Here is a 22,020-nt window from a genome sequence, read left to right on the forward strand (position 1 = left end):
GGGAAAACAGTGCCTTTAAACCGTTTAAACTGGCTTTCCTCTTCTTATAGCCCAATAGATTTATTGAATAATCACAAAAAGCCAGAAATAGGCACGGCTTTTGTAAAGCACGGCATGTACACACCAAAAGGGTAAGGAATGCTGAAGTCGTGGAATCCGAGAATAGAGGTAGCATGGTCAACGGAGGAGAAACTCATTCTGGATGCAGCTGTTTTATTAGCCCAGCAGGTAAACCAAGAATCTTACATTAGCGACCTGCTCTCTTTCCTGCACCAACACTCTGGGGCAGATGTGGTCATGCTCTGCCGCAAAACTACGCTGCCCAAAGAAATGCAGGTGCGCCACCTCCTGCTCAAAGGTGAATCCATGGCGTTGCAAGCGTATTACCCGCTGCAAGGCACCCCTTGCGCCAACGTAAACCGGCACGGCATCCTGTATTTTGCAGAGGGCGTGCAGAAGCAATTCCCCCAAGACCACTATCTTCGCGTATTCAGGATAGAAAGCTACTTTGGGGCTCCTATTCTGGGCGCTAGCGGGGAATTGGTGGGCATTGTATCGCTGTTGCACCACAAGCCGCTTCCGCACCCGCACCTGTTGGAGCTGCTGCTCACTATTCTTTCACCCCCACTGGAAACGTTGCTGGAAAAGCCCGTTTAGTTGTACATGCCATGAAAGCAAGCAAAAAATGTCCCCACTGCGGCCAATGGTCGGCCTGGACCCACAACCCCTCTGACCGCTGCGACCACTGCCAAGGTCTCCTAGACCCCGCCGCCTTTGAACGGCAACAGGCCCAGGCCGAACGCAAGGAAGAGGAAGAAAAACGGTTCTCAGTGGACCTCATCCAGATCAACCCCGATGATTCTGCGCTGGTGAAGTTCTTCAAAAGCATAGGGCTGGGGTTTCAGCTGGCGTTTGTGGGCATTGTTTCCTTTATCTTATGGCTCATCGCGCTGCTAGCCGGGTAAACTGGGCCACGTTCTCGCCCTTGTTCTGGCTGCTGGCCACCCTGTACCTGGGGCACCGCGCAACGGTTTGGCTGGATTTTCCCCGCCCCTCCTGGCTACAGTTTTACCTGGATGACCTCCTCTGCCTGCCGCTTCTCCTTACCGTTACCTTATTTCTGATGCGCCTGCTGTACGGCCCGCGCGTACGTTTCACGGTCTACCACGTGTTGTTTGTGGTGACCTACGTCTCGCTGGTGTTTGAGTGTCTCCTCCCCACCTTCATGCCCCGGTACACCGCAGACCTCTGGGACGTTCTCTGCTACGCCCTGGGCGGCGGCATTTTTCACCGTTTCCTGAACAGATAGGCAAAGCCGTTTAGGGGCTCTTTTTCCAGAATCGGGGCCAAAACGCCTGCCGGATGGGTTAACCACTTTCCGCGCCGCTGGGTATAAGGAGGCTATGCAGGAACTAGGAAGCATCTACATAGGCACCTCTGGGTGGCACTACAACCACTGGAAAGGCAATTTCTACCCCAAGGGCGTTACGTCTGCGCAGTTCACAGAACATTATCTACGCTATTTCAAGACAGTGGAAATCAACAATTCCTTCTACCGCCTCCCAACCGCCCAGACGTTCGCCAACTGGCGCGCCAGCGTACCCCAAGACTTTCTTTTCGCCGTGAAGGCCAGCCGGTACATCACCCACATGAAAAAGCTGAAAGACGCACAACAGGGTTTAGCGCAGCTGCTGGGCAACGCGCAGGCGCTGGAAGAGAAACTGGGTCCTGTCCTGTTCCAACTGCCTCCGGCCTGGCGCCTGAACCTGGAACGCTTTGAGGAATTTCTGCGGGCGCTGCCGCCTTATTACCGCTACACATTTGAGTTCAGGGAGCCCAGCTGGTACCACCCGCAGGTGTATGACCTGCTACGCGCCCATAACCACGCCTTCTGCATCTATGAGCTGGCCGGGCACATGTCTCCGCTGGAAGTCACCGCCAATTTTGTCTACGTCCGGCTGCACGGCCCCGAGGGGAAATATGCCGGCAGTTACTCAGAAAGCGCCCTGCAATGGTGGGCCAACACCTGCTGCACCTGGGCCGCAGAAGGCAAAGATGTGTATCTCTACTTCGATAATGACCAGAACGGATATGCCGCCTTCAACGCCATCCGGTTGCAGGAACTGGTTAGGTTTAATTCTGAGTCTTGAGTCTGCCGATTAGAAGAAGAAATGCCGTTGCGTTTAGGGGCCGTTTTTGGAAAAACGGCCCCTAAACGCAACGGCTCCGGCCATGTGTAAACCTTTAGTTTCTCGGCTCTAATCCATAGGCTTCGGCCAACAATTCATAGCTGCGCAGCCGGTCCTGGAAGTCATAGGTGATGGTGACTACCACAATCTCGTCTACATTATATTCCTCGGCCAGAGCGTCCAGCCTAGCTTTTACCTGGGCCGGGGTGCCCACCACGGTGCGCTGGCGGTTGTACTGGACCTGGGCCAGCTCGTCCTCGGCTAAATCGTCATAGAAGGCTTTGGCTGTCTCATAAGACGGCACGCCGCCCGCTTTGCCCTGCCGTATGTGCAGCATGAGCATGTCCATGGAAAGTTGCAGCTGCTGGGCTTTCTCCTCAGAATCGGCGCAGATCACAAAGATCCCGAAGTTACCCGCGGGCTCCTTCATCAGCGCCGAAGGGCTGAACCTGGATTGGTACGCGCGCATGACCTCGGCCCCGCCGTTGGGGTTGATGAAGTGGGCGAAGGAGAACCCCATCCCGAAGTGGGCCGCAAACACCCCGCTCTGCCCGCTGGAGCTGAGCAGCCAGCGTTCTGGGGTAGTGGCCGAACGGGGCGTTACTTTCACCCCGGCGGCTTCCGCGCCCTGGAGCCCGTCTTGCAGGTAACGGTCCAGGTCCATGAGCTGCCCAATAAAGTCCTGCTCGTTGAACTGGTTGTAAGGGTTGAGCAAAGCAGCGGTTTTGCGGTCGGTGCCGGGGGCGCGGCCAATGCCCAGGTCTATGCGGTTGGGGTAAAGGGTTTCCAGCAGGCGGAAGTTCTCGGCCACCTTGAGCGCGCTGTAGTGCGGCAGCATCACCCCACCCGAGCCTACGCGCAGGTGTTTGGTATGGGCCGCCAGGTGCGGAATCAGGACTTCGGGGGCGGGGCCCGCCAAGCCCAGGGAATTGTGGTGCTCTGACACCCAGTAACGCGTGTAGCCCAGCCTGTCGGAGAGTTGGGCCAGTTCCAGGGTTTCGCGCAGGGCCTGTTCGGCGGTGCCGCCCTCCCGTACCGGCGATTGGTCCAGCACGCTCAATTTTATCTTTCTTGCTTCTGCCATGTCTGTTCAGGTGGAGGTGAAGATTTGTGTTTTTTGTGTTTTTTGCGTTTAGCGCCTGTTTTTCCAAAAATCGGCCCTAAACGGGAACCTCATCGGGTCGATGTCTTTTTCACGATAGCAATGTCTGCTTGCGCCTACACTGTTAACCTATATACGGAACTTGCGCCAGGGATTAGCCGGCCGCAAGTAACCGAAACCGCAGACGTACCTGCCGCCCATATTTCTCCCGGAAGAAGCCCATCAAGGAGTTGGCAACTCACTGTTAATTGGGCGCAAGCTGCCGCGCTGGTTCCAGTTTACGGCTAATTTGCGAAAAACGGCCCCTAAACGGCGTAACCTTAGCGGTATCATTGGGGTAAGCATAGCCTCTGATGCTCGTATCAAGCAGCACGTATCAGGTAGCAAGACGCCATGTGCTGATCGGAAAGAGGTACAATCTCCTCTTACGTGCTGCTTGATGCTGGTTACCAAAATCACACCGCATGCCCCTTTTTAACTCCTACTTTGGTGCATTTTCTGTCTGGCTCAACACCCGCCGCAAAAGGTGGCTGGCGCGGCATGGGCAGAAACTCACCCTACACTACTGGAAGTCGCTGGACCGGAGAGGCTGGTTACGGGTACTGGGCAAAGGCCTGGCCGCCGGAGGCATGGTGTTTTTCCTGTTTTACCTGGCCGTGTACTTCGGGTTGTTCGGCTGGCTGCCCACCAAACGGCAGCTCAAGGAAGTGCAGAACTCCATGCCCTCCGAAGTCTACACCGCCGACAGCGTGCTTATTGGCCGCTACTTCATCCAGGACCGCACCAACGTAGCCTATGACCAGATTGCCGAGCCCGCCATCCAGGCCCTGGTGGCCACCGAAGACGTCCGTTTCTATGACCACAGCGGCGTAGATTACCGCAGCGTGGCCCGCGTGTTCTTTAAAAGTCTGTTGCTGCAGAACGAAAGCTCCGGCGGGGGCAGCACCCTCAGCCAGCAGCTGGCCAAGAACCTGTTCCCGCGCAAAGACTTAGGGTTTCTCTCCATGCCCGTGAATAAAATGCGCGAAGTGATTCTGGCCAAACGGTTTGAGGCGATCTATTCCAAAGAGGAAATTCTGGAGCTGTACCTCAACACGGTGCCCATGGGCGGCAACGTGTACGGCATAGAATCGGCGGCGCGGCGCTTCTTCAGTACCTCGGCAGATTCTTTGAAAACCGAGGAAGCCGCCATGCTCATTGGCTTGCTCAAGGGCACCACCTATTACCACCCCAAACTGAACCCCGAGCGCGCGGTGCAGCGCCGCAACGTGGTGCTGGCCCAGATGGCTAAATACGGCTACCTCACCCCCGCGCAGAAAGACTCCCTGCAGAAACTTCCGCTTAAGCTGGACTACAACCCTTACTCGCACCACAGCGGCCTGGCCACCTATTTCAGGGAACACCTGCGGGAGGAACTCAAGAAATGGGCCGCCAAACAGAAAAACCGCGAGGGCGATGCCTATAATCTTTACACCGACGGCCTCAAAATCTACACTACCCTAGACAGCAAGATGCAGCGTTACGCAGAGCAGGCCCTGAAGCAGCGCATGTACGCCCTCCAGGTAGATTTTGACAAGCACTGGGGCAAAAAATCGCCGTGGGCGGGCCAGCCCGATGTGCTCAAAGCCGCCAAAGAACGCTCCCTCCGCTACAGACGCCACAAAGCCGCCGGCCTCTCAGACAAAGAGATTGACGAAATTTTCAACACGCCCCGCAAGATGCAGGTGTTCAGGTGGAGCGGCGAAGTGACCCGCACCCTCAGCCCCATGGACTCGTTGCGGCACTACCTGCGCTACCTCAATGCCGGGTTTATTGCCCTAGAGCCCAACAGCGGCTACGTGCGGGCCTGGGTGGGCGGCATTAACCACAACTTCTTCCAGTATGACCATGTGCGGTCCAGGCGGCAGGTGGGCTCCACCTTCAAGCCCCTGGTGTACGCCACCGCGCTGGAGAAAGGCATTGCCCCCTGCTCCTACTTCCCCAATGACCGCCGCGTTTTCCCGGAGTACGACAACTGGTCGCCGCGCAACGCAGATGACCAGTACGGCGGGGCTTACTCCATGCTGGGGGCGCTCACGCACTCGGTGAACACGGTAGCCGTGAACGTGGCGCTGCAAGCCGGCATTCCTGACGTAGTGAAAGTGGCCCATGACCTGGGCGTAACCGGAGAACTGCCCGCCACGCCTTCCCTCGCCCTCGGCACCGCCGATGCCAGTTTGCTGGAGATGGTGGCCGCCTACGCCGCTCTGGCCAACGGCGGGTACCAGATCACGCCCCGCTATCTGTTGCGCATCACAGACCGGCAGGGCAACGTGCTGCTGGACCAAACCAACGCCAACGGCCATGGCCGGCACGTGCTGTCTAACCAAACTACGTCTTTGCTGCGCCCCATGCTGGAGAATGTCATCAACGAGGGCACGGGCCGCCGCCTGCGCCACCAGTACCGCCTCACTATGGACATTGCCGGCAAAACCGGCACCACCCAATCGCAGGCCGATGGCTGGTTTATCGGGTTTACCCGTGATCTGGTGGCCGGTGCCTGGGTAGGGGGCGAAGACCGGCGCATCCGGTTCCGGGACCTGGAACAGGGCGGTGGGGCCAACACGGCCTTGCCCATCTGGGGAAATTTCTTCCAGCGGCTCCAGAAAGACCGGGATTACCGCCGCTACGCCTCGGGCCGCTTCGCGCCGCTGCCGCCGTATCTGGAGGGCTATCTCAACTGCCCGCCGTACCAGCCACCGCTCCCCGTGGAGACCTTCCGGCCGGAAAGCGGTATTGAGCGCTTCTTTAAACGCGGCGGCAGAAAGCTGAAAGACCTGTTCAAACGGAAAGACAAAAAAGAGAAGAAAGACAAGGATAAAGGCAGAGGGCGTGGCCGCAGAGGCGAGGATTGAGGAAGCTGAACTTCCTTGGCAAGTGTAGGGGCAATCCCTTGTGGTTGCCCTTTTTTGGGTTACTTCATCAAAAAACTACTTGCCGTACTTCTAGCGAAGGGCAACCACAAGGGATTGCCCCTACAAGGGAAAGACCAATGAAAAAGCCTCACCGGTATTACCAGTGAGGCTTTTCTTTATTTCCTGTTTAGGAGCCGTTTTTGGAAAAAGAGCCCCTAAACGCCATTACAGTTGATACCACTCTTTGTTTTTCTCCAGCGTTACTTTGGCTTTGTGGCAGATGCCGCCCAGCGGTGGGTTGAACTTGGAGACGCTCACTTTCACCTGCTCCACAAACGGGAACTCGCGGTACACGCCTTCAATGATACGGTGCCCCAGGTGTTCCAGTAAGCGGGCCGGTTGGCTCATCTCATGCAGTACCAGTTTGTAGAGCACTTCATAGTTCACCGTCTGGTCCAGGTTGTCTGAGGCGGCGGCATCTTGCAGGTCTATCTGGAGGTAGAGGTCTACCCCGTACTTATTGCCTATTTTCTGCTCCTCATCATAAAACCCGTGGAAGGCGAAAAACTCCATGCCCTCCAGTGCAATCTGTCCCATGTAGTGCGCTTAGATTTCGTCAAAGAACGAACCGCCGCTTACCGCAACCGCCGGGGCGGGTTTGGTTTGGGTGGTCATGGGCGGCTGCACCTCTGGGGTGGTAGGTACCGGTTGCTCACGCTCCGGCTCCGGTTCCTCTACAGGGGTTGGGCTTGGCGCCGGCGGAATATCTGGTTTTGGTTCCTCTCTCTTGGGAGGGTCAATGGAAGGCGTAGGAATGTGCGGTGGCACAATTTCTGGGGTGCGTGGCTGCACATCCGGGGCCGGATTGGGCGTATGGATCTCAGGGATGGTGCCCGGGGTAGACGGAATGGACTCGCGGCTGCCTCCGCCGCCAATGCCGTAGGCCTGCGGCTGGTCTGTCAACGCCGAAGCCGGAACAGGGGCCGGTTTAGCGGCTGGCGTTACGGGTTGTATGGGTGCTGTGGTGAATGCGTTCATGGTCGTATCTTTTTCGTTGTCGGGCCGTTGCACTTTTACCTGTGCGGCCCTCTGTAAGATACTGCCAATGGAGGTTTTGGGTTTTGCCTTGGTTTTCTCCACCTTGTCCAGCGCGTCGGAGGCCAGGTTCTGCAGGTCGCGCACCATGTTCTCCAGGTAGTCTTCCAGGCGCAGGTAATCCTGCTCCAGGTTCTTCACCTCCGTATGCATTTCAGACACGGTTTTCTCGGCCTGCTGATAGGCGTTCTCCAGCACCCCGTGGGCTTTCTGGCGGGCGGCTTCCAGCAGTTGGTCGGCTTTGAGCTGGGCTTCCCTAATCTGCAGATCGGCGGCTTTGGAGGCTTGTTCCACCATGCTGTTGCTGGTGTCTTCGGCGGTCTTGAGGGTTTTGTAGAGCGATGATTCCACCTCACGCAGTTTTTGGACTTCGCGGTTCGCCACTTCCAACTTCACTTTCAGGTCTTTGTTCTCGTCCTGCAACTTCTCCCACTGCTGCGAAAGCGTAAGCAGAAACGCCTGTACCTCATCTTTGTCCAAGCCCCTAAACGCTTTCTCAAACGTTTTCTGTCTGATTTCTAACGGTGTAATCTTCATATTTCCTTCAAGGTTAACGCCCAAACCGCAATGCTGCGGTCATCACTACACGAAACTAACTGATTCCAATGACCCGACCAAAACAATTTGTTCACGGAGGTGCCGTGCCCCGCGTGCCGGGCTTTGTCTATCACTTTTAAGAGTTTGAAGGTTTGGGCATCCCATACCTTCACAGATTTATCCATGCTGCAGGTGGCAAACAGCCGCCCGTTGGGGCTGAACGTGATGTGGTTTAGGGTAAACAGGTGGGCAATGACGCTGGTATGCTCTTGGTAGTGTTGGGTTACGTCCCAGACGCGTAAATGGGCATCGCGGCTGCCGCTGAGCAGGTAGTTTCTGTCTGGCGTGTAAGCCACCGTGAACACAGAACCGGTGTGCCCGGCCAAGGTCTGCTTTACTGCCAGAGTCTCCAGGTCCAGCACCAGAATCCTATGGTCGCTCAGGCCAACGGCCATCTCTTTTCCAGACGGGTGCAGCGCCAGGCAACGGACGCTTTTCTCAGAGAACCGCACCACTTTCTGCACGTCCAGCTTCTCTAACCCCACCACCGCCAACGTTCCGTCACCTAGCGCTAAAAAGATTTGCCGCCGTTCCCAGGAATAATGGATATCAAAAATGGCGGCAGCAGCGGGCAGCGGAATGGTTTTCACAATGGCTTTCGCGGCTAAATCCAATACCTCCAGACTGTTGTGGTTGTGCCCAATGAGCAGCCAGTTCTGTTCTGGCACGTATTTGAGCGCGTACACGCTGCTACTCACGCGAGCTACCAGCTCACCATTCTCGGGTTGGCTCAGATCCCATTGCACTACGAGGCCATCGGCCCCGGCCGAGAAGAACTTCTGGGGTTCAGGAGCCCGCTCCAGCGTGTAAACGCAGTCGCGGTGACCGGTGAGCGTGGTGATTTTCTGAACCTGAAACGGGCTGGCCATGGCGTATAGAAAAGTGGTGGGAACCTATTTTTGCCTAAATTTACCAAAAACAGCTCATAAACCCGTTTCCCTAGGTTCTGCCGTATGCCGCTTCACCTGCTAAAGCCTCTTCCATCTGGTTCACTTTTAGGTCTTTGGCGGGCAGAAGAAACGGTTGAGCAACTTCAGGCACAGTTACTATCGCTGCGCCCAGGCCACCAGATTCCCGCCTTCAAAGCCGAATCGCGCACCCATGAGTGGCTGGCGGCCCGCGTGCTGGCCTACACCCTGCTGGACCAACTGCAAGCTCCTTCCGTTAACCTGGAGACGCTGGAAACCGGAGAGCCGGTGTGTTCTGACCAGCGCTGGCAGGTTTCCCTCACGCACTCGGGAGCATGGGTGGGCGCGCTCGTCTCCAGTTCGCACAAGGTTGGCATAGATCTTGAACTAAAAGGAGAAAAGGTGCCGAAGCTGGCGCACCGGTTCCTGAACGAAAATGAACTGGCCTCGGCGGCCGGTCATCCAGACAAACTCCATCTGTACTGGAGCGCCAAGGAGACCCTGTATAAAGTATACCGGCAACGGCAGCTTTTCTTCAGGGAGAACCTGTTGCTGGAAGACTTCTACCTACAAGCGGCGGGCACTTTTGGGGGCCAGATTAGCACTCCTGACTTTGCCCAACAGTACCAGATCCATTATGAAAATTACCCTGAGTACGTGCTTACGTATGTATTGGCACCGGCTCAGGTAACGTTAGAACCTTAGCCTACGCTCACGCTATCCACAGAACCTATGAAACAAGCTACTACCCTCCTGCTGGCCCTTCTTTTCTCCAGCCTGGCCTTTGCCCAGAGCGGTTACCGCATTGGCGCCAAAGTGAACAGTTTCACCCTAAAAGACGGCCAGAACCAATCTGTGGAGCTGGCTAACTTCAAAGATGCCCAGGTACTGGTGGTGGTGTTCACCAGTGTGAACTGTCCTTACGCCAAACTCTACGAGAACCGCTTACAGGACCTGGCGCAAACGTACACAGGCAAAGGTGCGCGCTTTGTGTACGTGAATACCGCCATTGGCCTGGAGGAAGGCGGCCAGGCCCCCAAAGCCCAGCCCGACCGGCCCAGCACCCAGAACTTCCCCTTCCTGATTGACGAGGGCCAGCAACTGAGCAAACAGTTTGGCGCCACCAAAGCCCCCGAGGTTTTTGTGCTCCAGAACTCTGCCGACGGCTTCTACCTCCGCTACAAAGGCGCCATAGATGATAATCCGCAGGCTGAGGCTTACGTGAAGCAGCGGTACCTGGCCAATGCCCTGGAGGCGCTCCTGGCGGGCCGTTCCGTGCCAGCGGCTGAGCTCAGAGCTACCGGCTGCTTGATTAAGCGGTTCTAAGGAATCTGCGTTTAGGGGCTCTTTTTCCTGAATTTGCCCAAAACCAGCACAAGCCTGTGGCGGAAGCGGCATGCTTGTTTTTTTTCATGCATTCTTGCGGTTGATACTTGATCTCTGCTGCTGCTGTTTCTGTAATTGCCAGTAGCTGGGAATACTGCCTTTGCCAACGCAGATTCTCCCTTTGAAGGGGGTAGGAGGATATTTACACATGCTGATTCATCTTCTGCTCTTAGCGGTGATGTCTTGCAGCTACTCTCCATTACCTTCCTAGCCGAACCTCGGGCTATATTACCTTCCGCCCGCGTCTGTCACTCTCGCCGTTGTTGGTGTTCTCACCGACAACCAAGACTGCCGCTCCGGTTAGCTCTATCCGTCTTTGCTTTCCATTGCCGTTCCTGCCGAACCTCTTATCATTTTACTTTCTGTCAACGTCTGTCACTTTTCTCCTTGATGAGAAAAGTAACCATCTGTCACTTTTCTCCTTGATGAGAAAAGTAACCAAAAGAATCAAGAAGCTCCGGACTCGCTGACGCTCGGACAGGCGGAGCTTCGGTTCTGTACCACCGGGCACCGTCCTCTGTTCCATAGGGAACGTGGGCCATTGCTGAGTTTTTAAGGTCTAAGCGTGCTCCCGCTAAGCGCCTCGGGGCGTACCGCCCCTGCGTTGCCCGCTCCCGCAGGCAAACCTACTGCCTGGGGAATTGCTTTGAGGCCTTTTGCATGCCTTCACCGTCCTGCGGAGGTGGCTGGAGTGGAGCTCAGGAGTTCAAGGTACTCCGTGTTGCCCCTTGACTGCGGGACTCCCCTCTTGGGAGGGGTAGGGGTGGGTTCCCGTTTAGCGGCTCTTTTTTCAAAAACAGGGTCAAAACAGCGCTTCCTTCCCGTCCCTCCTGTACCTTTGCCGCAGGAACAAACTCCTAATTCTTTTACCAATTCTAAATTCCCTCACGCCGTGGATTTCCTGGACCCAGACCTTCATGCCTACGCAGAGGCACACACCTCGCCCGAAACGCCGCTCCTGCACCGCCTCAACCGCGAGACGCACCTGAACGTGATGAAACCGCGCATGCTCTCGGGGCATTTGCAGGGACGAACCCTGGCCATGTTTTCCCAGATGCTGCGGCCGCGCCGAGTCCTGGAGATTGGCACCTACACCGGCTACTCGGCGCTTTGCCTGGCCGAGGGTTTAACCGAAGACGGCGTTTTGCACACCATTGACGTGAACGACGAGCTGGAAGACATGGTGCGCCGCTATATCTCTGAGGCCGGTTTAGCACAGAAAATCCAACTCCACATTGGCCAGGCCGCCAACGTGATTCCTACCCTGGAGGAACAATGGGACCTGGTCTTCATTGACGCCGACAAGAAAAGCAACGGCCTGTACTTTGACCTGATCATTGACCAGGTGCGCCCCGGCGGCTTCATCCTCACCGACAACGTGCTCTGGAGCGGCAAAGTGGTGGAGAAATTCCGGCCCAAGCTGGACAAAGACACTGAGCTGGTACTGGACTTCAACCGCAAAGTGCACGAAGACCCGCGGGTAGAAAATCTGCTGCTGCCCATCCGGGACGGGATTCTGGTGGCCCGGAAAAAGTAATCCACATTCTGTGGATAAGCCCGTGGATAACCGGGTGGAAAAATTTTTACTCCCTCTCTGCTTCCTTTGCCCTCCCAAAATCGCCTACTTTGTAAATAAGCCTTCTGTACAACTCTTTACACATTAGCTATTTAGCGCGTGGTAATTCCAGTGTTACAAGAACATAGGCTTTTTACTATTCTTTTACCCTTTGCCACGATAATTAGATGAAAAAATCTTTATCGCTCCTGTTACTCAGCCTGTTGTGCTGGGTAGCGCAAGCCCAGACTCCCGTAGTTCCCAACAACATGTACTTTGCAGACATCCACCTGCAGATACAGGAAGGTGCCCGGGCCGACATCCAGAAACTGGTGGACGCCCTTACCAAACACCCGGGGTACTTCCAGAAGAAAGTAGAGTTAGCCGATGCCTATTTCCCGTTTATAGAAAAAGCGTTTAAAGAAGAAGGCGTTCCCACCGATTTCAAATACCTGGTGCTGCAGGAAAGCGGTTTGGTTTCTGATGCCGTTTCTACCTCCAATGCCGTAGGTTTCTGGCAGTTCAAAGAAGGTTCTGCCACAGAACTGGGCATTAAGGTGAACAGCCAGGTAGATGAGCGCAAGCACATTATTGAGTCTAGCCGCGGCGCCGCCCGTTACATGCTCCGCAGCAACGCCTACTACAAAAACTGGTTCAATACGCTGCTTTCCTATTACCAAGGACTTACCGGCACCAAAGCCCTCACCAAAACATCAGACATTGGGGCTAAGAAAATGGAGGTGACCAGCCAGACGAACAAGTACCTGCTCACGTTCCTGGCGCACAAAGTGGCCTATGAAAACGCCATTGGCAAGAACCCAAACCCTACTATTACCCTCCAGCCGGTAAAAGCGGCCCCAGGGCAGTCTTTAACGGAGATTGCGATGGCCGCCCAAGCCGATGCCGCCGAGGTAGAGCGCTATAACAAATGGCTCATGGCCTCCACCGTTCCCTCAGACAAGGAATATACCGTGATGGTGCCGTATGTGTCTGGCGCGTCGCGGCCGGTTTTGGCGCAGGCAGGATCCCCTACCAGAACAACTTCCGCTGCCAGCGCTAAAGGCCAGGTGGCGAAGCCCCAGGACAGCATTGGCCGCATCAAAGGCTTCTTCGCCACGCTCAAGGCTAAACTGAACAATACCTATGAGCCTGCATCTGTGGTAGCCCAACCCGGCGACACCAAAGACATGCTGGCCCTGCAAGGAAATATCTCCACGAGCAAATTCGCCCGCGTGAATGATTTGCAAGCCAACCAGGAGGTGGTAGCCGGTAAAACGTACTACCTGCAAGGCAAGCGCGCTAAATCTAAAACCGAGGAATTCCACGTGGCCCAGCGCGGCGAGACCATGCATGACATCTCCCAGCAATACGCCATTAAGCTGAACAAGCTCCTGGCCAAGAACCGCATGGAGAAAACCGAAAGCCTGCAACCCGGCCGCGTCGTTTGGCTGAAGGAAACCAGACCCACCAGCATTCCAGTGGAGATCAGACCATTGGAGGAGGAAGAAACCGCACCGGCCGCCACTGAGATACTGGCACAGAAACCAGCCCCGGCCGCCCAGCCATCGGCGCCAGTCGCCGCCGCCAAACCCACCGCAGCGCCTAAGCAAGGTTCTATCAGTGTTGAAGTAGAAGACACCACCGCTCCCCCGTACGTGCGCAAGATCCCAGAGAAAGAAGAGACAGTGGCTCCTTCGGCCTCTTACCCGGTAAAAAACACGACCGCTGTTGCCGCCAAGCCTGCCACTGCGGTGACCGCATCGGCTCCCGCCGCACAACCGGCTGCGGTATCTGCTACGGGCAAGCACGTGGTGGAGAAAGGCGAGACCCTGTACTCTATCTCTAAAAAGTACGGCACCACCGTGAATGATCTGCTGGCCTGGAACGGCATGGAAGAAGGCGCTCCTCTCTCCCTTGGCAAAGAATTGGTAGTTTCCGGCTCCGCTTCTACCCAAGCCGCTGCCCCGGCAACTACGGCGGCTCCCGCACCGGTTACGGCCGCAGCACCTGCCGCCACCGCTTCTACCGTTGAGCATACAGTAGCCACCGGCGAGACGCTTTACGCCATCTCCCGCAAATACGGCGTTACCCTGGCAGACCTGCAGAAGTGGAATAATATGGCAGAAAACACGGGCATCTCCATTGGGCAGAAACTGATTGTTGCCGCTCCGGCAGCAGCTCCAGCCGCGCAACCGGCCGCCAGCCCAACCACTGCCGCAGATCTTACCCACACAGTGCTTACCGGCGAAACCATGTACGCCATCTCCCGCAAATACGGTGTTACCCCTGAGCAGATCATGGAATGGAACCGTAAAACCGATACCAGTGTCCGCGTGGGCGAAAGCTTAGTGATCAAGCCAAAACAATAATCACGTCCTTTTCCAGGAACTACAAACAGCAAAGCCGGCCCCACAGCCGGCTTTGCTGTTTAGGGCCCCTTTTCCGAAAAACAGCCCCTAAACGGAAACAAGGTTCCTTCTCATGTTTTCTACTTACCCGGTTTCGCTGCACGGCAGGGAGGAGAGTCTGGAGACTTCCCTCTCATCCAAAGGCACGAGTCTGGAGACTCGCGCCAGCCTTGAATGATTCGTTTCTCTTCATGAGAAAACTAGATTAGTCTCCCATAAGAACCGCCCATGTTAAACGCACCATTTCCGGTCTTTCCCTAGAGCGCCTCGCTTGTGGCCAGGTAAGAAAGAAGCTAAGAACCAACCACCGCTACCTGGCCGCAAGGGCTTGCGAGAGGGGAAGACGGGGCCCCGCGGCCGTGAGCGCTTACCAGAAAAGATGGAATAGTAAAGTTTATGAACCCACGCGGCAAGTGGTACTCCAAGGAAACAACCAACTAAACATCACGTTTAGAGCCTCTTTTTCTAAAATCAGCCCCTAAACGCCCTCACATTTTTCCTCCCTCTGGCGGCGATGTTAAATTGGAAGCAACCTGCAACCCTGACGCAATCTCGGGTAGAATGCCTAAGCGCTGGTAAATGGGCCTCACCTGCTCCCTGGCCTTGGGCAAGCCCAACACGAACGGGATAATACTGAGCAGGCAGATCACCCCGCAGCCCAGCAAGGTGTAACCCACACCAATCCGTTCGGCCACCCAACCGGCCAGAAGGCTGCCAATGGGAGCCATACCCATAAAGGCCATGGAGTAAAAGCTCATGACGCGGCCCCGCTTGTCTTCGTCTACAATAGTCTGGATGAGGGTGTTGCTGGAGGCCATGCGCAGAATCATCCCCAAGCCTACCACAAAAATACTCAGCATGGCCAGCACCAAAGTCTGGGCGAAGGAAAAGGCCATAAGTCCCAAACCAAACAGCACCGAGGCCACCACAATCACCCGGGCCAGCCCAATGACCGTTTTGCGGGAGGCCAGGTACAGCGCACCCAGCAAGGCACCCACGCCTGACGCGCCCATGAGCAGACCCAAGGTACTGGCATCGCCGCCCAGCACGTCGCGGGCGAAGGCGGGCATGAGCACCGTGAACGGCATCCCGAAGAGGCTGAGTGTGGCAATGAGCACCAGAATATCGCGGATGGGCGCAAACCCAAAGGCATAACGGAAGCCCTCGCTCAGTGATTTCAGGATTTGGGTATCCTGCACTTTCCGTTCCACTTTAGGCAGGCGCATGAGCAACAGGGAGGCCAGCACGGCAAAATAACTGATGGCGTTGATCAGGAAACAAATCCCTTCGCCCACGGCGGCAATGAGCCCACCGGCCACCGAAGGCCCCACCAGCCGCGCCATATTGAACATTGAGGAATTGAGCGCGATGGCGTTGCTCATGTCTTCGCGCTTTTCTACCAGTTGCACCACAAAAGACTGGCGGGCGCTCATGTCAAAGGCATTAATGATGCCCGCAAACACGCCCAGCCCCAGAATGTAGTAAATGTTGACGGTGTTGGTGAGCACCAGCGCGGCCAGCGTGCTTGCCTCTATTAAGAACAGGAACTGGGTAAGCAGCAACAGGCGGTGCCGGTTAAACCTATCTGAGATAACCCCGGCAAAGGGGCCAAGCAAGAAAGCCGGAATCTGGTTCGCGAAGCTGACCATGCCCAGCAGAAAAACAGAATCTGTGAGGCGGTACACCAGCCAGCTCATGGCTATCTGCTGCATCCAGGTACCAATGAGCGAAATGCTCTGCCCCATAAAGAACAGGCGGTAATTGCGGTAGTTCAAGGCCCGAAACATGCCGCCCAGTTTTGACGGTTTATTGGTGGTGAGAGTCTCTTCCATGTGGGTGAAGCCCTTTTGAGCGTATTATGTGTACGTGGAGTTCCTGCCCTTGTGTTCTGCAGACGGTTTCCCTCCCAAGCCGCGCACAGCACTACCCACCCCACCTTTTTCTATCGGCTTGCCCTGCCACTTTGCCCTTCAAGGCTACTTTAGGCCATTATGCTTGAAAATAATTATCTTATTATCAATAAATTATACCATATTTAGTTTTGTAACACCTTTCCGCGCCCCACTCCGTACTTATACGGGTTATTTCTTTCCATTTCGTACTTACTTTATCTCTACAGATCATTACATGACCGAGAAAACAGCACAGAAGATGCCGCAACCCAAGGGCGGAAGGATGATCCCCAAGGGAAAACTGCTGGCTATTGGCGGAAAAGAGAGCAAAGACCTAGATGATAAATCAGAGGGCAAAGGCAAGAACATTAATTTCATCAGTGAGCAGATTCTGAAGCGCTTTGTGGCCGAACTAAAAGGCGAAAACCCACTGGTGGCCGTGATCCCGACGGCTTCGCAGGAGCCCGAGTTGTCTGCCCAAGATTACGTGAAGGTCTTCTCTGAGCTGGGAGTTAAAAATATTCAGGTACTGGACATCCGCAACCGTCAGGACGCCGCGCAACCAGATCATTTGGAGGTCATTAAGCAAGCCGCGGGCATCATGTTCACCGGAGGAGACCAGTTGCGCCTGACGGCCATCTTTGGGGGCACGGAGATCCTGAACCTCATGAAAGAGCGTTACGCGTTCTCAGACATCATCATTGCCGGTACCAGCGCTGGGGCGGCCGCCTTATCTACCCCCATGATCTACGAGGGCGAATCACAGGGCGGCTATATCAAAGGCGATGTCCGGATCACGACCGGCCTTGAATTTCTGAAAGACGTAGCCATTGACACCCATTTCCTTACCCGCGGCCGCATTGTACGCATGACGCAGGCCATCGCCACCAACCCAGAATGTATTGGCATTGGCCTGGAGGAAGACACCGCCATTTTAGTTACTCTGGGCGGGAATGTGGAAGTGGTAGGCAGCGGCCTGATTACCGTGGTAGACGGAATGGGCATCACGGAGACCAATATCTATGACATCCAGAACGGTGAGCCGTTCACCACCAAAGGCCTGCGGGTGCACCTATTAGGCGACGCAGACGAATACCTCATCCCCACCTACGCCCGCCTGCAGTTAAAATAAACTTCCCGTTTAGGGGCTGTTTTTGGAAAAACAGCCCCTAAACGGGAAGTTCGTCTCTGGGAAACCTACCGTTAGAGAATATAGAAGCTGGCTACTTTCTGCACAGCTGGCTTAGGTTGTTCCACTTCCTGCGGGTACTCCCGCATCATCTGTTTCAGGTCGCGCTCAATGGTTTGGGCAATGGTGGTCACGGGGGTGTCAGTGGGTTTGTTCTCAAACGGGTCTTGCAGATGAATGGCCATCTTCTCAATAAGCAGGAAAGACGCCGCAATGGCCACTACCAAGGGCACCATCATCACTCCAAACACATCTATCACGCCAAATGGCAGCATCAGGATGAAAAGGATTAAGGCCAGGTGGGTATAAAGGCTGTAGGTAGCCGGGAAAACCGTGTTCTTGATACGCTCGCAGCCTCCCATGGCGTCACAGAGGCGCGTAAGGGTACGGTCTATCTCCACCTGCTGGTATTTGTTTATCCAGCCTTCTTTGTACGCCTTCCGCAGGCTCTGCCCATGCAATTCCAGAAGTCCCACGGGCTTGTTGGTGTACTCCATGAGGTACATTTTCTGCTCACCAGGCATAAGTTTCTCAGCGTTTTGCCAAGGATCTACGCCCCGCAGGGACTGCCCCAAGGTGTAACACCAGGCAATCTGCCGCTTCACGAAGGTTTCTTTAAAGTACAGCGCCTCCACTGAATTATAGGGCGTCTCCACGAAGTTGAGAATCTGGCGGGCCAGGGTTCGGGAGTCATTCACAATAGCTCCCCACAGCGTACGGGCCTCCCACCAGCGGTCATACGCCTGGTTGGACCTGAACGCCAGCAACAACGACAAGATAGTTCCCAGCATGGCGGGCACCGCGATAGGAATAGAGATTCTGGTGAAATGGAAATTCACGTAGGCCACCGCCACCAGCACAGCGTATACCGCTACCAGCATCACCTCTACTTTGATCTTTCCAAACACATATTTGATAGGGATATTCTTCTTCAGTAACATAGCCTTCTAGAATAATGGGTAAAAAATGAACCGGAACCACTACAGCAGTTGCGCCATAGCTGGCTGGGGCTGGGGCACGCGGGGTGAGACAGAAATAAGAGGCAGGCCACACTTCTCCAGAAATGGCAAAGGGTCCTGGCTCAGGCGATCAATGGCCTCATGTTTGTAGTTGGCGGGCCACACAATGAATTCAGTCTTATTGGCTTTCAGGAAATTGCGGAAGGCCGCCATGGTAGTGCCGTAAAAGAAACAGTGCTCCACAGAGGCAATCTCGTCCAGCTCCTGTTTCAGCTGCGCACACTCCTGTAAGAAATGCCTGGACACCAGCTTCTTCTCCTGTCCCTCTCTAGGCAGCATGAGTAGGTCTGTGATGGAACCAGACAACCCCATAGCATGGAACAGCGTCACGTTCACCTGCAGCCCGGGGAAAGTTTGGGTTACTTCGCGCAAGCAGCCCAGTGTGTCTTCTTTGAAATTGGAAGGGATCAAAATATGGGTCATAGCATTTACTCAACTGATATAAGCAAACTTACGCCACGCCCATTAAGCCCATTTAAGAGCCGAATTAAAATCTAATTAGAATCAATCACAGGCTTTTAACACAATATTTATCTAACTAACTATCAAGAACTTAAATTTAATTAACACCTTATTATCTTATAAAACAATTGTTTTTGCCCCTGAATTAGAGCGAAATTCCCCTTAGAAAACCTAGCAGCAACTGCGTTTTAATCTGCTTTTAAGGAAAACGGTTAAACCGAATGGCAAAAAATACTTTTAAAGATGAGAATGGAGAAAGGAATCATGGCTTTTCTAACAAAACCTATCCTTCTTAGCTAAGGACGGCTTCCTTAAAACAGGACGAACTGGAACGGAAACTCTCCCTTCCCTACTCACACAATTGTTACGTCTTGAGACAGATTTTTAATCCTGGCGGATTATAGGAGGAAGACTTTGGAACGAGCGATCAAACTAAACTCGCTTGCGCGGTTGGCAGCAGGACCCGTATCTCTGTTCCCGCGCCCTCCCGGGTATTAATGCCAATGCTTCCTTTGTGCAGCCGGATAATATTGAGCGACAGCGGCAAACCTACACCGTGGCCCTCAAAGTTTGAAGTGTTGGAGGCCCTGAAGAAGGGCACGAAGATGTAAGACAGTTCCTGCTCCGGAATCCCGATTCCCTTGTCCTGCACTACAATCACCAACATGTCTTTCTCGCTCTGCAACCCAATCACCACTTCCTGGTTGTTAGAGTATTTGCAGGCGTTCATGACAATGTTACTGATGGCCAGTTTGAGCAGATTGATATTGCCCAGCACCTGCAATTGCGCCTCTTCGGTGGGCAATTGGCTGAAATCCATCCGGATGTTGCTTTCGGGGTACAGCTGATCAGTAGATTCCTTTACCAGCCACAGAAGCTCATCAATCCGGACCACCTCCCAGTTCTGCTTTTTGCCATCAAACCCGCTCTGGGCCATCCCCAGGAGGCTGGTCAGGATGTCTTTCAGGACATCGGCCTCATGCAAAATCACCTCCAAAGCTTTCCGCTGGGTAGCCGACAAGCCTTCGCTGGCTAAGGTCAACTCTGCCTCTCCTTTGATGATGGTGAGCGGGGTGCGCAGCTCATGTGAGGCATTGCTCACAAAATTGTTCTGGGTTTCAAAGGCGGTCTCCAGACGCGTGAGCATGTCGTTGAAGGTCTGTTCTAACTCAGCCAGCTCATCATTGCCTTTGCGGGGCGGCAGCCTCTGGTTCAGGTTCTCTACTGAAATTCCCCGCACCTCCCTAATCATATCCCGCACCGGTTTGAACGTATGTCGCGTGAACCGGAGCCCAATGACATAGACAACGCCAATGGAGAGAATGAACCCAATGAGAAGAATCTTGGAAAGGCGGTTCAATTCATCCAGCCAATATGGGTCTTGGGCAGACACCACTACCAGATACGCCTTGCCCTTGACCTTTTGCAACTGCCCCACATAGAATGTATGGTCTTCCCTATAACGCCCCTTTCCGTTTTGAAGGATGTCTGTGATGAGCGCCTGCGGAAGGTGGCTGTTTTTCAGTTTTTCCTGCCGACTTTGGTCCGGCACTTCCAGCAGGTATTCTCTCTCGGCGGGCAGTTTCTCCAGATAGGCCTGCCGCATTTGGCGCACCAAGGCAGCGTCTCGGGTAAAATTGAGGTGCAGGTCAGAAGCAATGTTCACCCGCGTCTCCAGCCGTTGGTAGAAATCTTCAAAGGCGTAGTGGTTGGTGAAGAAATAGATAAAACCACTGAATACCAGAATCACCAGTGAGGTAAGCGCAGAGAAAAGCAGGGTGGCCCTGGTCTGGATTTTCATGCGGCCTCCCCATTTTTAAGCACGTACCCCATGCCAATGACGGTATGGATCAGCTTAGGTTGAAAATCACGGTCCAGTTTCTTCCGTAGATAATTGATGTACACATCTACCACATTGGTGCCCATGTTGAAGTCAATGTTCCAGACATGCTCCAGAATCTCAATTCTGGAAAGCACCAGGTTAGTGCGCTGAGCTAAAAACTCCAACAGCCTGAACTCTGTGGCGGTAAGCGTAATGGATTGGCCGCTGCGGGTCACAGTCTTGCTCTGGGTGTTGATTTCCAAATCAGCGATGGTAATGAGGTGTTTGGGGGAAACTGGTACGTTCTGGAGCCTGCGCGCCATCGTTCTGATGCGGGCACTCAGTTCAGCGAAATTGAAGGGTTTACTTAGATAACCGTCTGCCCCGCTGTCTAGCCCCATCACTATGTTCTCCGGCGAATCCAGCGCCGTAAGCATGAGAATGGGGGTTTTGCTATCCTGTTCCCGCAGTTTTTTACAAACCTCCAACCCGCTCATCTCCGGCAGCATGATGTCCAGAATGATTACGTCAAAGCCGAAGGCCAGCGCCATCTCCAGCCCCATGGGGCCGCTCATGGCCACACTCACCTGATAACCTTCTTCCTTCAGGCCGCGCTGCAGCATGGCCGCCAAAGAAGGTTCGTCTTCCACCAAAAGTATCTTCAGCCCCATAGGAATTGCTTAGTCCGTGTGTCAAAAATAGTTGCTGAAGAACAACAAGCCAAAGCAGCCTTTGTTTGCCCGTCCCTTTCTACCCCTCAAAAAGCAAATTTGATGTACGTACGCAGACAAAATAAAATCAGCTTTCGGCTTGCCAGTGGCAGTACCGCTGCCGGACCAGTTACTGATGAAGGTTGTTGGTTGTGGAATGACGTTTAGGGGCTGTTTTTCTAAAAACGGCCCCTAAACAGATTTTACCGGGCAGGCTTGTCGTTGGCTATTTTCTTGTCAAAGTAGAACGACCCGAAAGGGATCAAGGACCAGAAGAAGGCCGCGGCCGCTTTCTTGAAAGACCAACGGTACTCCACCCACACCTGCAGCAACAGGAACGCGAACAGCACAAACAACACGCCGTGGGCCATGCCTGGGTAACGCACCGCTTTCTCCATACCTCCCAGGTACTTCATGGGCATGGCAATGAACAACAGAATGAGATAGGAAATACCTTCAATAAAGGCGATGAGCCGGAAGCGGCCCAGGGAAGTATTCAACGGGAAACTCATAAAAATTTGATTAGCTGATGCAAAGGTACGCCACCGGCTTAAATTACTTCCCTTCTAACGCAAGAACCTGCTAACATAGTGTAAACCCTATTTTAACACATGCTTCCCCGCGTTTCTGGTTTGGGCCTGATTTACAGAAAACAAGCGCTAAACGCCCTTTACAGGCGCAACTTTTAGTCCTGCTTCCGGTGTTTTCTTCGTATCTTCGTAGTCCGTTTCGGCGGGAATTTGGGGTGGCTTTCTGGTCATTCCTCATTCATAATTCTCAATTCTTAATTAC

The 22,020-nt window shown here is 54.4% G+C and carries 20 protein-coding genes; 10 read left to right on the plus strand and 10 right to left on the minus strand.

The window, feature by feature from the left end:
• The first annotated feature begins 138 nt into the window (after window positions 1-138).
• The 4 genes from EFA69_RS09040 (at window position 139) to EFA69_RS09055 (ending at window position 2,150) form a co-directional block, all read left to right on the plus strand.
• The gene (locus tag EFA69_RS09040) at window positions 139-657 is read left to right on the plus strand and encodes a GAF domain-containing protein (protein ID WP_123132777.1); all 519 of its coding nucleotides are present in this window, start codon (window positions 139-141) and stop codon (window positions 655-657) included.
• Window positions 658-668: 11 nt separating this feature from the next.
• The gene (locus EFA69_RS09045) at window positions 669-965 is read left to right on the plus strand and encodes a hypothetical protein (protein WP_123132778.1); all 297 of its coding nucleotides are present in this window, start codon (window positions 669-671) and stop codon (window positions 963-965) included.
• Window positions 938-1,309, plus strand: coding sequence for a hypothetical protein (locus EFA69_RS09050; RefSeq protein ID WP_148041312.1), 372 nt, complete (start codon window positions 938-940; stop codon window positions 1,307-1,309). Before EFA69_RS09045 ends, EFA69_RS09050 begins: the two co-directional genes overlap by 28 nt.
• A gap of 94 nt (window positions 1,310-1,403) precedes the next feature.
• Window positions 1,404-2,150, plus strand: coding sequence for a DUF72 domain-containing protein (locus EFA69_RS09055; protein ID WP_123132780.1), 747 nt, complete (start codon window positions 1,404-1,406; stop codon window positions 2,148-2,150).
• A 94-nt stretch (window positions 2,151-2,244) separates the two neighbouring features.
• On the opposite strand, the gene EFA69_RS09060 is transcribed toward EFA69_RS09055, so the two are convergent.
• Complete coding sequence (locus EFA69_RS09060) at window positions 2,245-3,273, minus strand: LLM class flavin-dependent oxidoreductase (RefSeq protein WP_123132781.1); 1,029 nt, start codon at window positions 3,271-3,273, stop codon at window positions 2,245-2,247.
• Window positions 3,274-3,755: 482 nt separating this feature from the next.
• Here EFA69_RS09060 and EFA69_RS09065 point away from each other — a divergent pair, with 482 nt between their 5' ends.
• A complete protein-coding gene (locus EFA69_RS09065) occupies window positions 3,756-6,185 on the plus strand; it encodes a penicillin-binding protein 1A (RefSeq protein WP_123132782.1) in 2,430 nt (809 codons plus the stop codon).
• 225 nt (window positions 6,186-6,410) lie between these two features.
• On the opposite strand, the gene folB is transcribed toward EFA69_RS09065, so the two are convergent.
• Genes folB through EFA69_RS09080 form a run of 3 tightly spaced genes read right to left on the minus strand, consistent with a single transcriptional unit; the run spans window position 6,411 to window position 8,746 of the window.
• Entirely contained in the window at window positions 6,411-6,782 is a 372-nt protein-coding gene (gene folB, locus EFA69_RS09070; RefSeq protein WP_123132783.1) for a dihydroneopterin aldolase, read from the minus strand.
• A 9-nt stretch (window positions 6,783-6,791) separates the two neighbouring features.
• Window positions 6,792-7,817: a DivIVA domain-containing protein gene (locus tag EFA69_RS09075; RefSeq protein ID WP_123132784.1), complete on the minus strand. Its 1,026-nt coding sequence runs from the start codon at window positions 7,815-7,817 to the stop codon at window positions 6,792-6,794.
• On the minus strand, window positions 7,814-8,746 hold the full coding sequence (locus EFA69_RS09080; protein ID WP_123132785.1) for a WD40 repeat domain-containing protein: 933 nt from the start codon (window positions 8,744-8,746) through the stop codon (window positions 7,814-7,816). The genes EFA69_RS09075 and EFA69_RS09080 overlap by 4 nt, the downstream gene beginning before the upstream one ends.
• Before the next feature lie 84 nt (window positions 8,747-8,830).
• On the opposite strand from EFA69_RS09080, the gene EFA69_RS09085 reads away from it, so the two are divergent.
• The 4 genes from EFA69_RS09085 (at window position 8,831) to EFA69_RS09100 (ending at window position 14,095) form a co-directional block, all read left to right on the plus strand.
• The gene (locus EFA69_RS09085; protein WP_123132786.1) at window positions 8,831-9,490 is read left to right on the plus strand and encodes a 4'-phosphopantetheinyl transferase family protein; all 660 of its coding nucleotides are present in this window, start codon (window positions 8,831-8,833) and stop codon (window positions 9,488-9,490) included.
• A gap of 27 nt (window positions 9,491-9,517) precedes the next feature.
• The gene (locus EFA69_RS09090) at window positions 9,518-10,111 is read left to right on the plus strand and encodes a redoxin domain-containing protein (protein ID WP_123132787.1); all 594 of its coding nucleotides are present in this window, start codon (window positions 9,518-9,520) and stop codon (window positions 10,109-10,111) included.
• A 952-nt stretch (window positions 10,112-11,063) separates the two neighbouring features.
• Window positions 11,064-11,708 (plus strand): O-methyltransferase, encoded by a 645-nt coding sequence (locus tag EFA69_RS09095; protein WP_123133427.1) that lies wholly within the window; start codon window positions 11,064-11,066, stop codon window positions 11,706-11,708.
• A 206-nt stretch (window positions 11,709-11,914) separates the two neighbouring features.
• The gene (locus tag EFA69_RS09100) at window positions 11,915-14,095 is read left to right on the plus strand and encodes a LysM peptidoglycan-binding domain-containing protein (protein WP_123132788.1); all 2,181 of its coding nucleotides are present in this window, start codon (window positions 11,915-11,917) and stop codon (window positions 14,093-14,095) included.
• Window positions 14,096-14,622: 527 nt separating this feature from the next.
• Here EFA69_RS09100 and EFA69_RS09105 read toward each other — a convergent pair.
• The gene (locus EFA69_RS09105; RefSeq protein WP_221175698.1) at window positions 14,623-15,966 is read right to left on the minus strand and encodes an MFS transporter; all 1,344 of its coding nucleotides are present in this window, start codon (window positions 15,964-15,966) and stop codon (window positions 14,623-14,625) included.
• 295 nt (window positions 15,967-16,261) lie between these two features.
• Here EFA69_RS09105 and EFA69_RS09110 point away from each other — a divergent pair, with 295 nt between their 5' ends.
• Entirely contained in the window at window positions 16,262-17,158 is an 897-nt protein-coding gene (locus EFA69_RS09110; RefSeq protein ID WP_245964528.1) for a cyanophycinase, read from the plus strand.
• A gap of 71 nt (window positions 17,159-17,229) precedes the next feature.
• On the opposite strand, the gene EFA69_RS09115 is transcribed toward EFA69_RS09110, so the two are convergent.
• The 5 genes from EFA69_RS09115 to EFA69_RS09135 form a co-directional block, all read right to left on the minus strand.
• Window positions 17,230-18,156 (minus strand): bestrophin family protein, encoded by a 927-nt coding sequence (locus EFA69_RS09115; RefSeq protein ID WP_123132789.1) that lies wholly within the window; start codon window positions 18,154-18,156, stop codon window positions 17,230-17,232.
• 39 nt (window positions 18,157-18,195) lie between these two features.
• A complete protein-coding gene (locus EFA69_RS09120; RefSeq protein ID WP_123132790.1) occupies window positions 18,196-18,657 on the minus strand; it encodes a hypothetical protein in 462 nt (153 codons plus the stop codon).
• A 466-nt stretch (window positions 18,658-19,123) separates the two neighbouring features.
• On the minus strand, window positions 19,124-20,497 hold the full coding sequence (locus tag EFA69_RS09125) for a sensor histidine kinase (RefSeq protein ID WP_123132791.1): 1,374 nt from the start codon (window positions 20,495-20,497) through the stop codon (window positions 19,124-19,126).
• Window positions 20,494-21,189 (minus strand): response regulator transcription factor, encoded by a 696-nt coding sequence (locus EFA69_RS09130; protein ID WP_317125627.1) that lies wholly within the window; start codon window positions 21,187-21,189, stop codon window positions 20,494-20,496. Before EFA69_RS09130 ends, EFA69_RS09125 begins: the two co-directional genes overlap by 4 nt.
• Window positions 21,190-21,431: 242 nt before the next feature.
• A complete protein-coding gene (locus EFA69_RS09135) occupies window positions 21,432-21,740 on the minus strand; it encodes a DUF3817 domain-containing protein (protein ID WP_123132792.1) in 309 nt (102 codons plus the stop codon).
• Window positions 21,741-22,020: the final 280 nt, after the last annotated feature.

It is taken from the genome of Rufibacter immobilis (assembly GCF_003721565.1).
Classification (GTDB): domain Bacteria; phylum Bacteroidota; class Bacteroidia; order Cytophagales; family Hymenobacteraceae; genus Nibribacter; species Nibribacter immobilis.

What these genes read in the sequence shown, in the direction of transcription:
- EFA69_RS09040 (WP_123132777.1), top strand. Translation starts at nt 139, where the DNA reads ATGCTGAAGTCGTGGAATCCGAGAATAGAGGTAGCATGGTCAACGGAG.
- EFA69_RS09045 (WP_123132778.1), top strand. Translation starts at nt 669, where the DNA reads ATGAAAGCAAGCAAAAAATGTCCCCACTGCGGCCAATGGTCGGCCTGG.
- EFA69_RS09050 (WP_148041312.1), top strand. Translation starts at nt 938, where the DNA reads ATGGCTCATCGCGCTGCTAGCCGGGTAAACTGGGCCACGTTCTCGCCC.
- EFA69_RS09055 (WP_123132780.1), top strand. Translation starts at nt 1,404, where the DNA reads ATGCAGGAACTAGGAAGCATCTACATAGGCACCTCTGGGTGGCACTAC.
- EFA69_RS09060 (WP_123132781.1), bottom strand. Translation starts at nt 3,273, where the DNA reads ATGGCAGAAGCAAGAAAGATAAAATTGAGCGTGCTGGACCAATCGCCG.
- EFA69_RS09065 (WP_123132782.1), top strand. Translation starts at nt 3,756, where the DNA reads ATGCCCCTTTTTAACTCCTACTTTGGTGCATTTTCTGTCTGGCTCAAC.
- folB (WP_123132783.1), bottom strand. Translation starts at nt 6,782, where the DNA reads ATGGGACAGATTGCACTGGAGGGCATGGAGTTTTTCGCCTTCCACGGG.
- EFA69_RS09075 (WP_123132784.1), bottom strand. Translation starts at nt 7,817, where the DNA reads ATGAAGATTACACCGTTAGAAATCAGACAGAAAACGTTTGAGAAAGCG.
- EFA69_RS09080 (WP_123132785.1), bottom strand. Translation starts at nt 8,746, where the DNA reads ATGGCCAGCCCGTTTCAGGTTCAGAAAATCACCACGCTCACCGGTCAC.
- EFA69_RS09085 (WP_123132786.1), top strand. Translation starts at nt 8,831, where the DNA reads ATGCCGCTTCACCTGCTAAAGCCTCTTCCATCTGGTTCACTTTTAGGT.
- EFA69_RS09090 (WP_123132787.1), top strand. Translation starts at nt 9,518, where the DNA reads ATGAAACAAGCTACTACCCTCCTGCTGGCCCTTCTTTTCTCCAGCCTG.
- EFA69_RS09100 (WP_123132788.1), top strand. Translation starts at nt 11,915, where the DNA reads ATGAAAAAATCTTTATCGCTCCTGTTACTCAGCCTGTTGTGCTGGGTA.
- EFA69_RS09105 (WP_221175698.1), bottom strand. Translation starts at nt 15,966, where the DNA reads ATGGAAGAGACTCTCACCACCAATAAACCGTCAAAACTGGGCGGCATG.
- EFA69_RS09110 (WP_245964528.1), top strand. Translation starts at nt 16,262, where the DNA reads ATGACCGAGAAAACAGCACAGAAGATGCCGCAACCCAAGGGCGGAAGG.
- EFA69_RS09115 (WP_123132789.1), bottom strand. Translation starts at nt 18,156, where the DNA reads ATGTTACTGAAGAAGAATATCCCTATCAAATATGTGTTTGGAAAGATC.
- EFA69_RS09120 (WP_123132790.1), bottom strand. Translation starts at nt 18,657, where the DNA reads ATGACCCATATTTTGATCCCTTCCAATTTCAAAGAAGACACACTGGGC.
- EFA69_RS09125 (WP_123132791.1), bottom strand. Translation starts at nt 20,497, where the DNA reads ATGAAAATCCAGACCAGGGCCACCCTGCTTTTCTCTGCGCTTACCTCA.
- EFA69_RS09130 (WP_317125627.1), bottom strand. Translation starts at nt 21,189, where the DNA reads ATGGGGCTGAAGATACTTTTGGTGGAAGACGAACCTTCTTTGGCGGCC.
- EFA69_RS09135 (WP_123132792.1), bottom strand. Translation starts at nt 21,740, where the DNA reads ATGAGTTTCCCGTTGAATACTTCCCTGGGCCGCTTCCGGCTCATCGCC.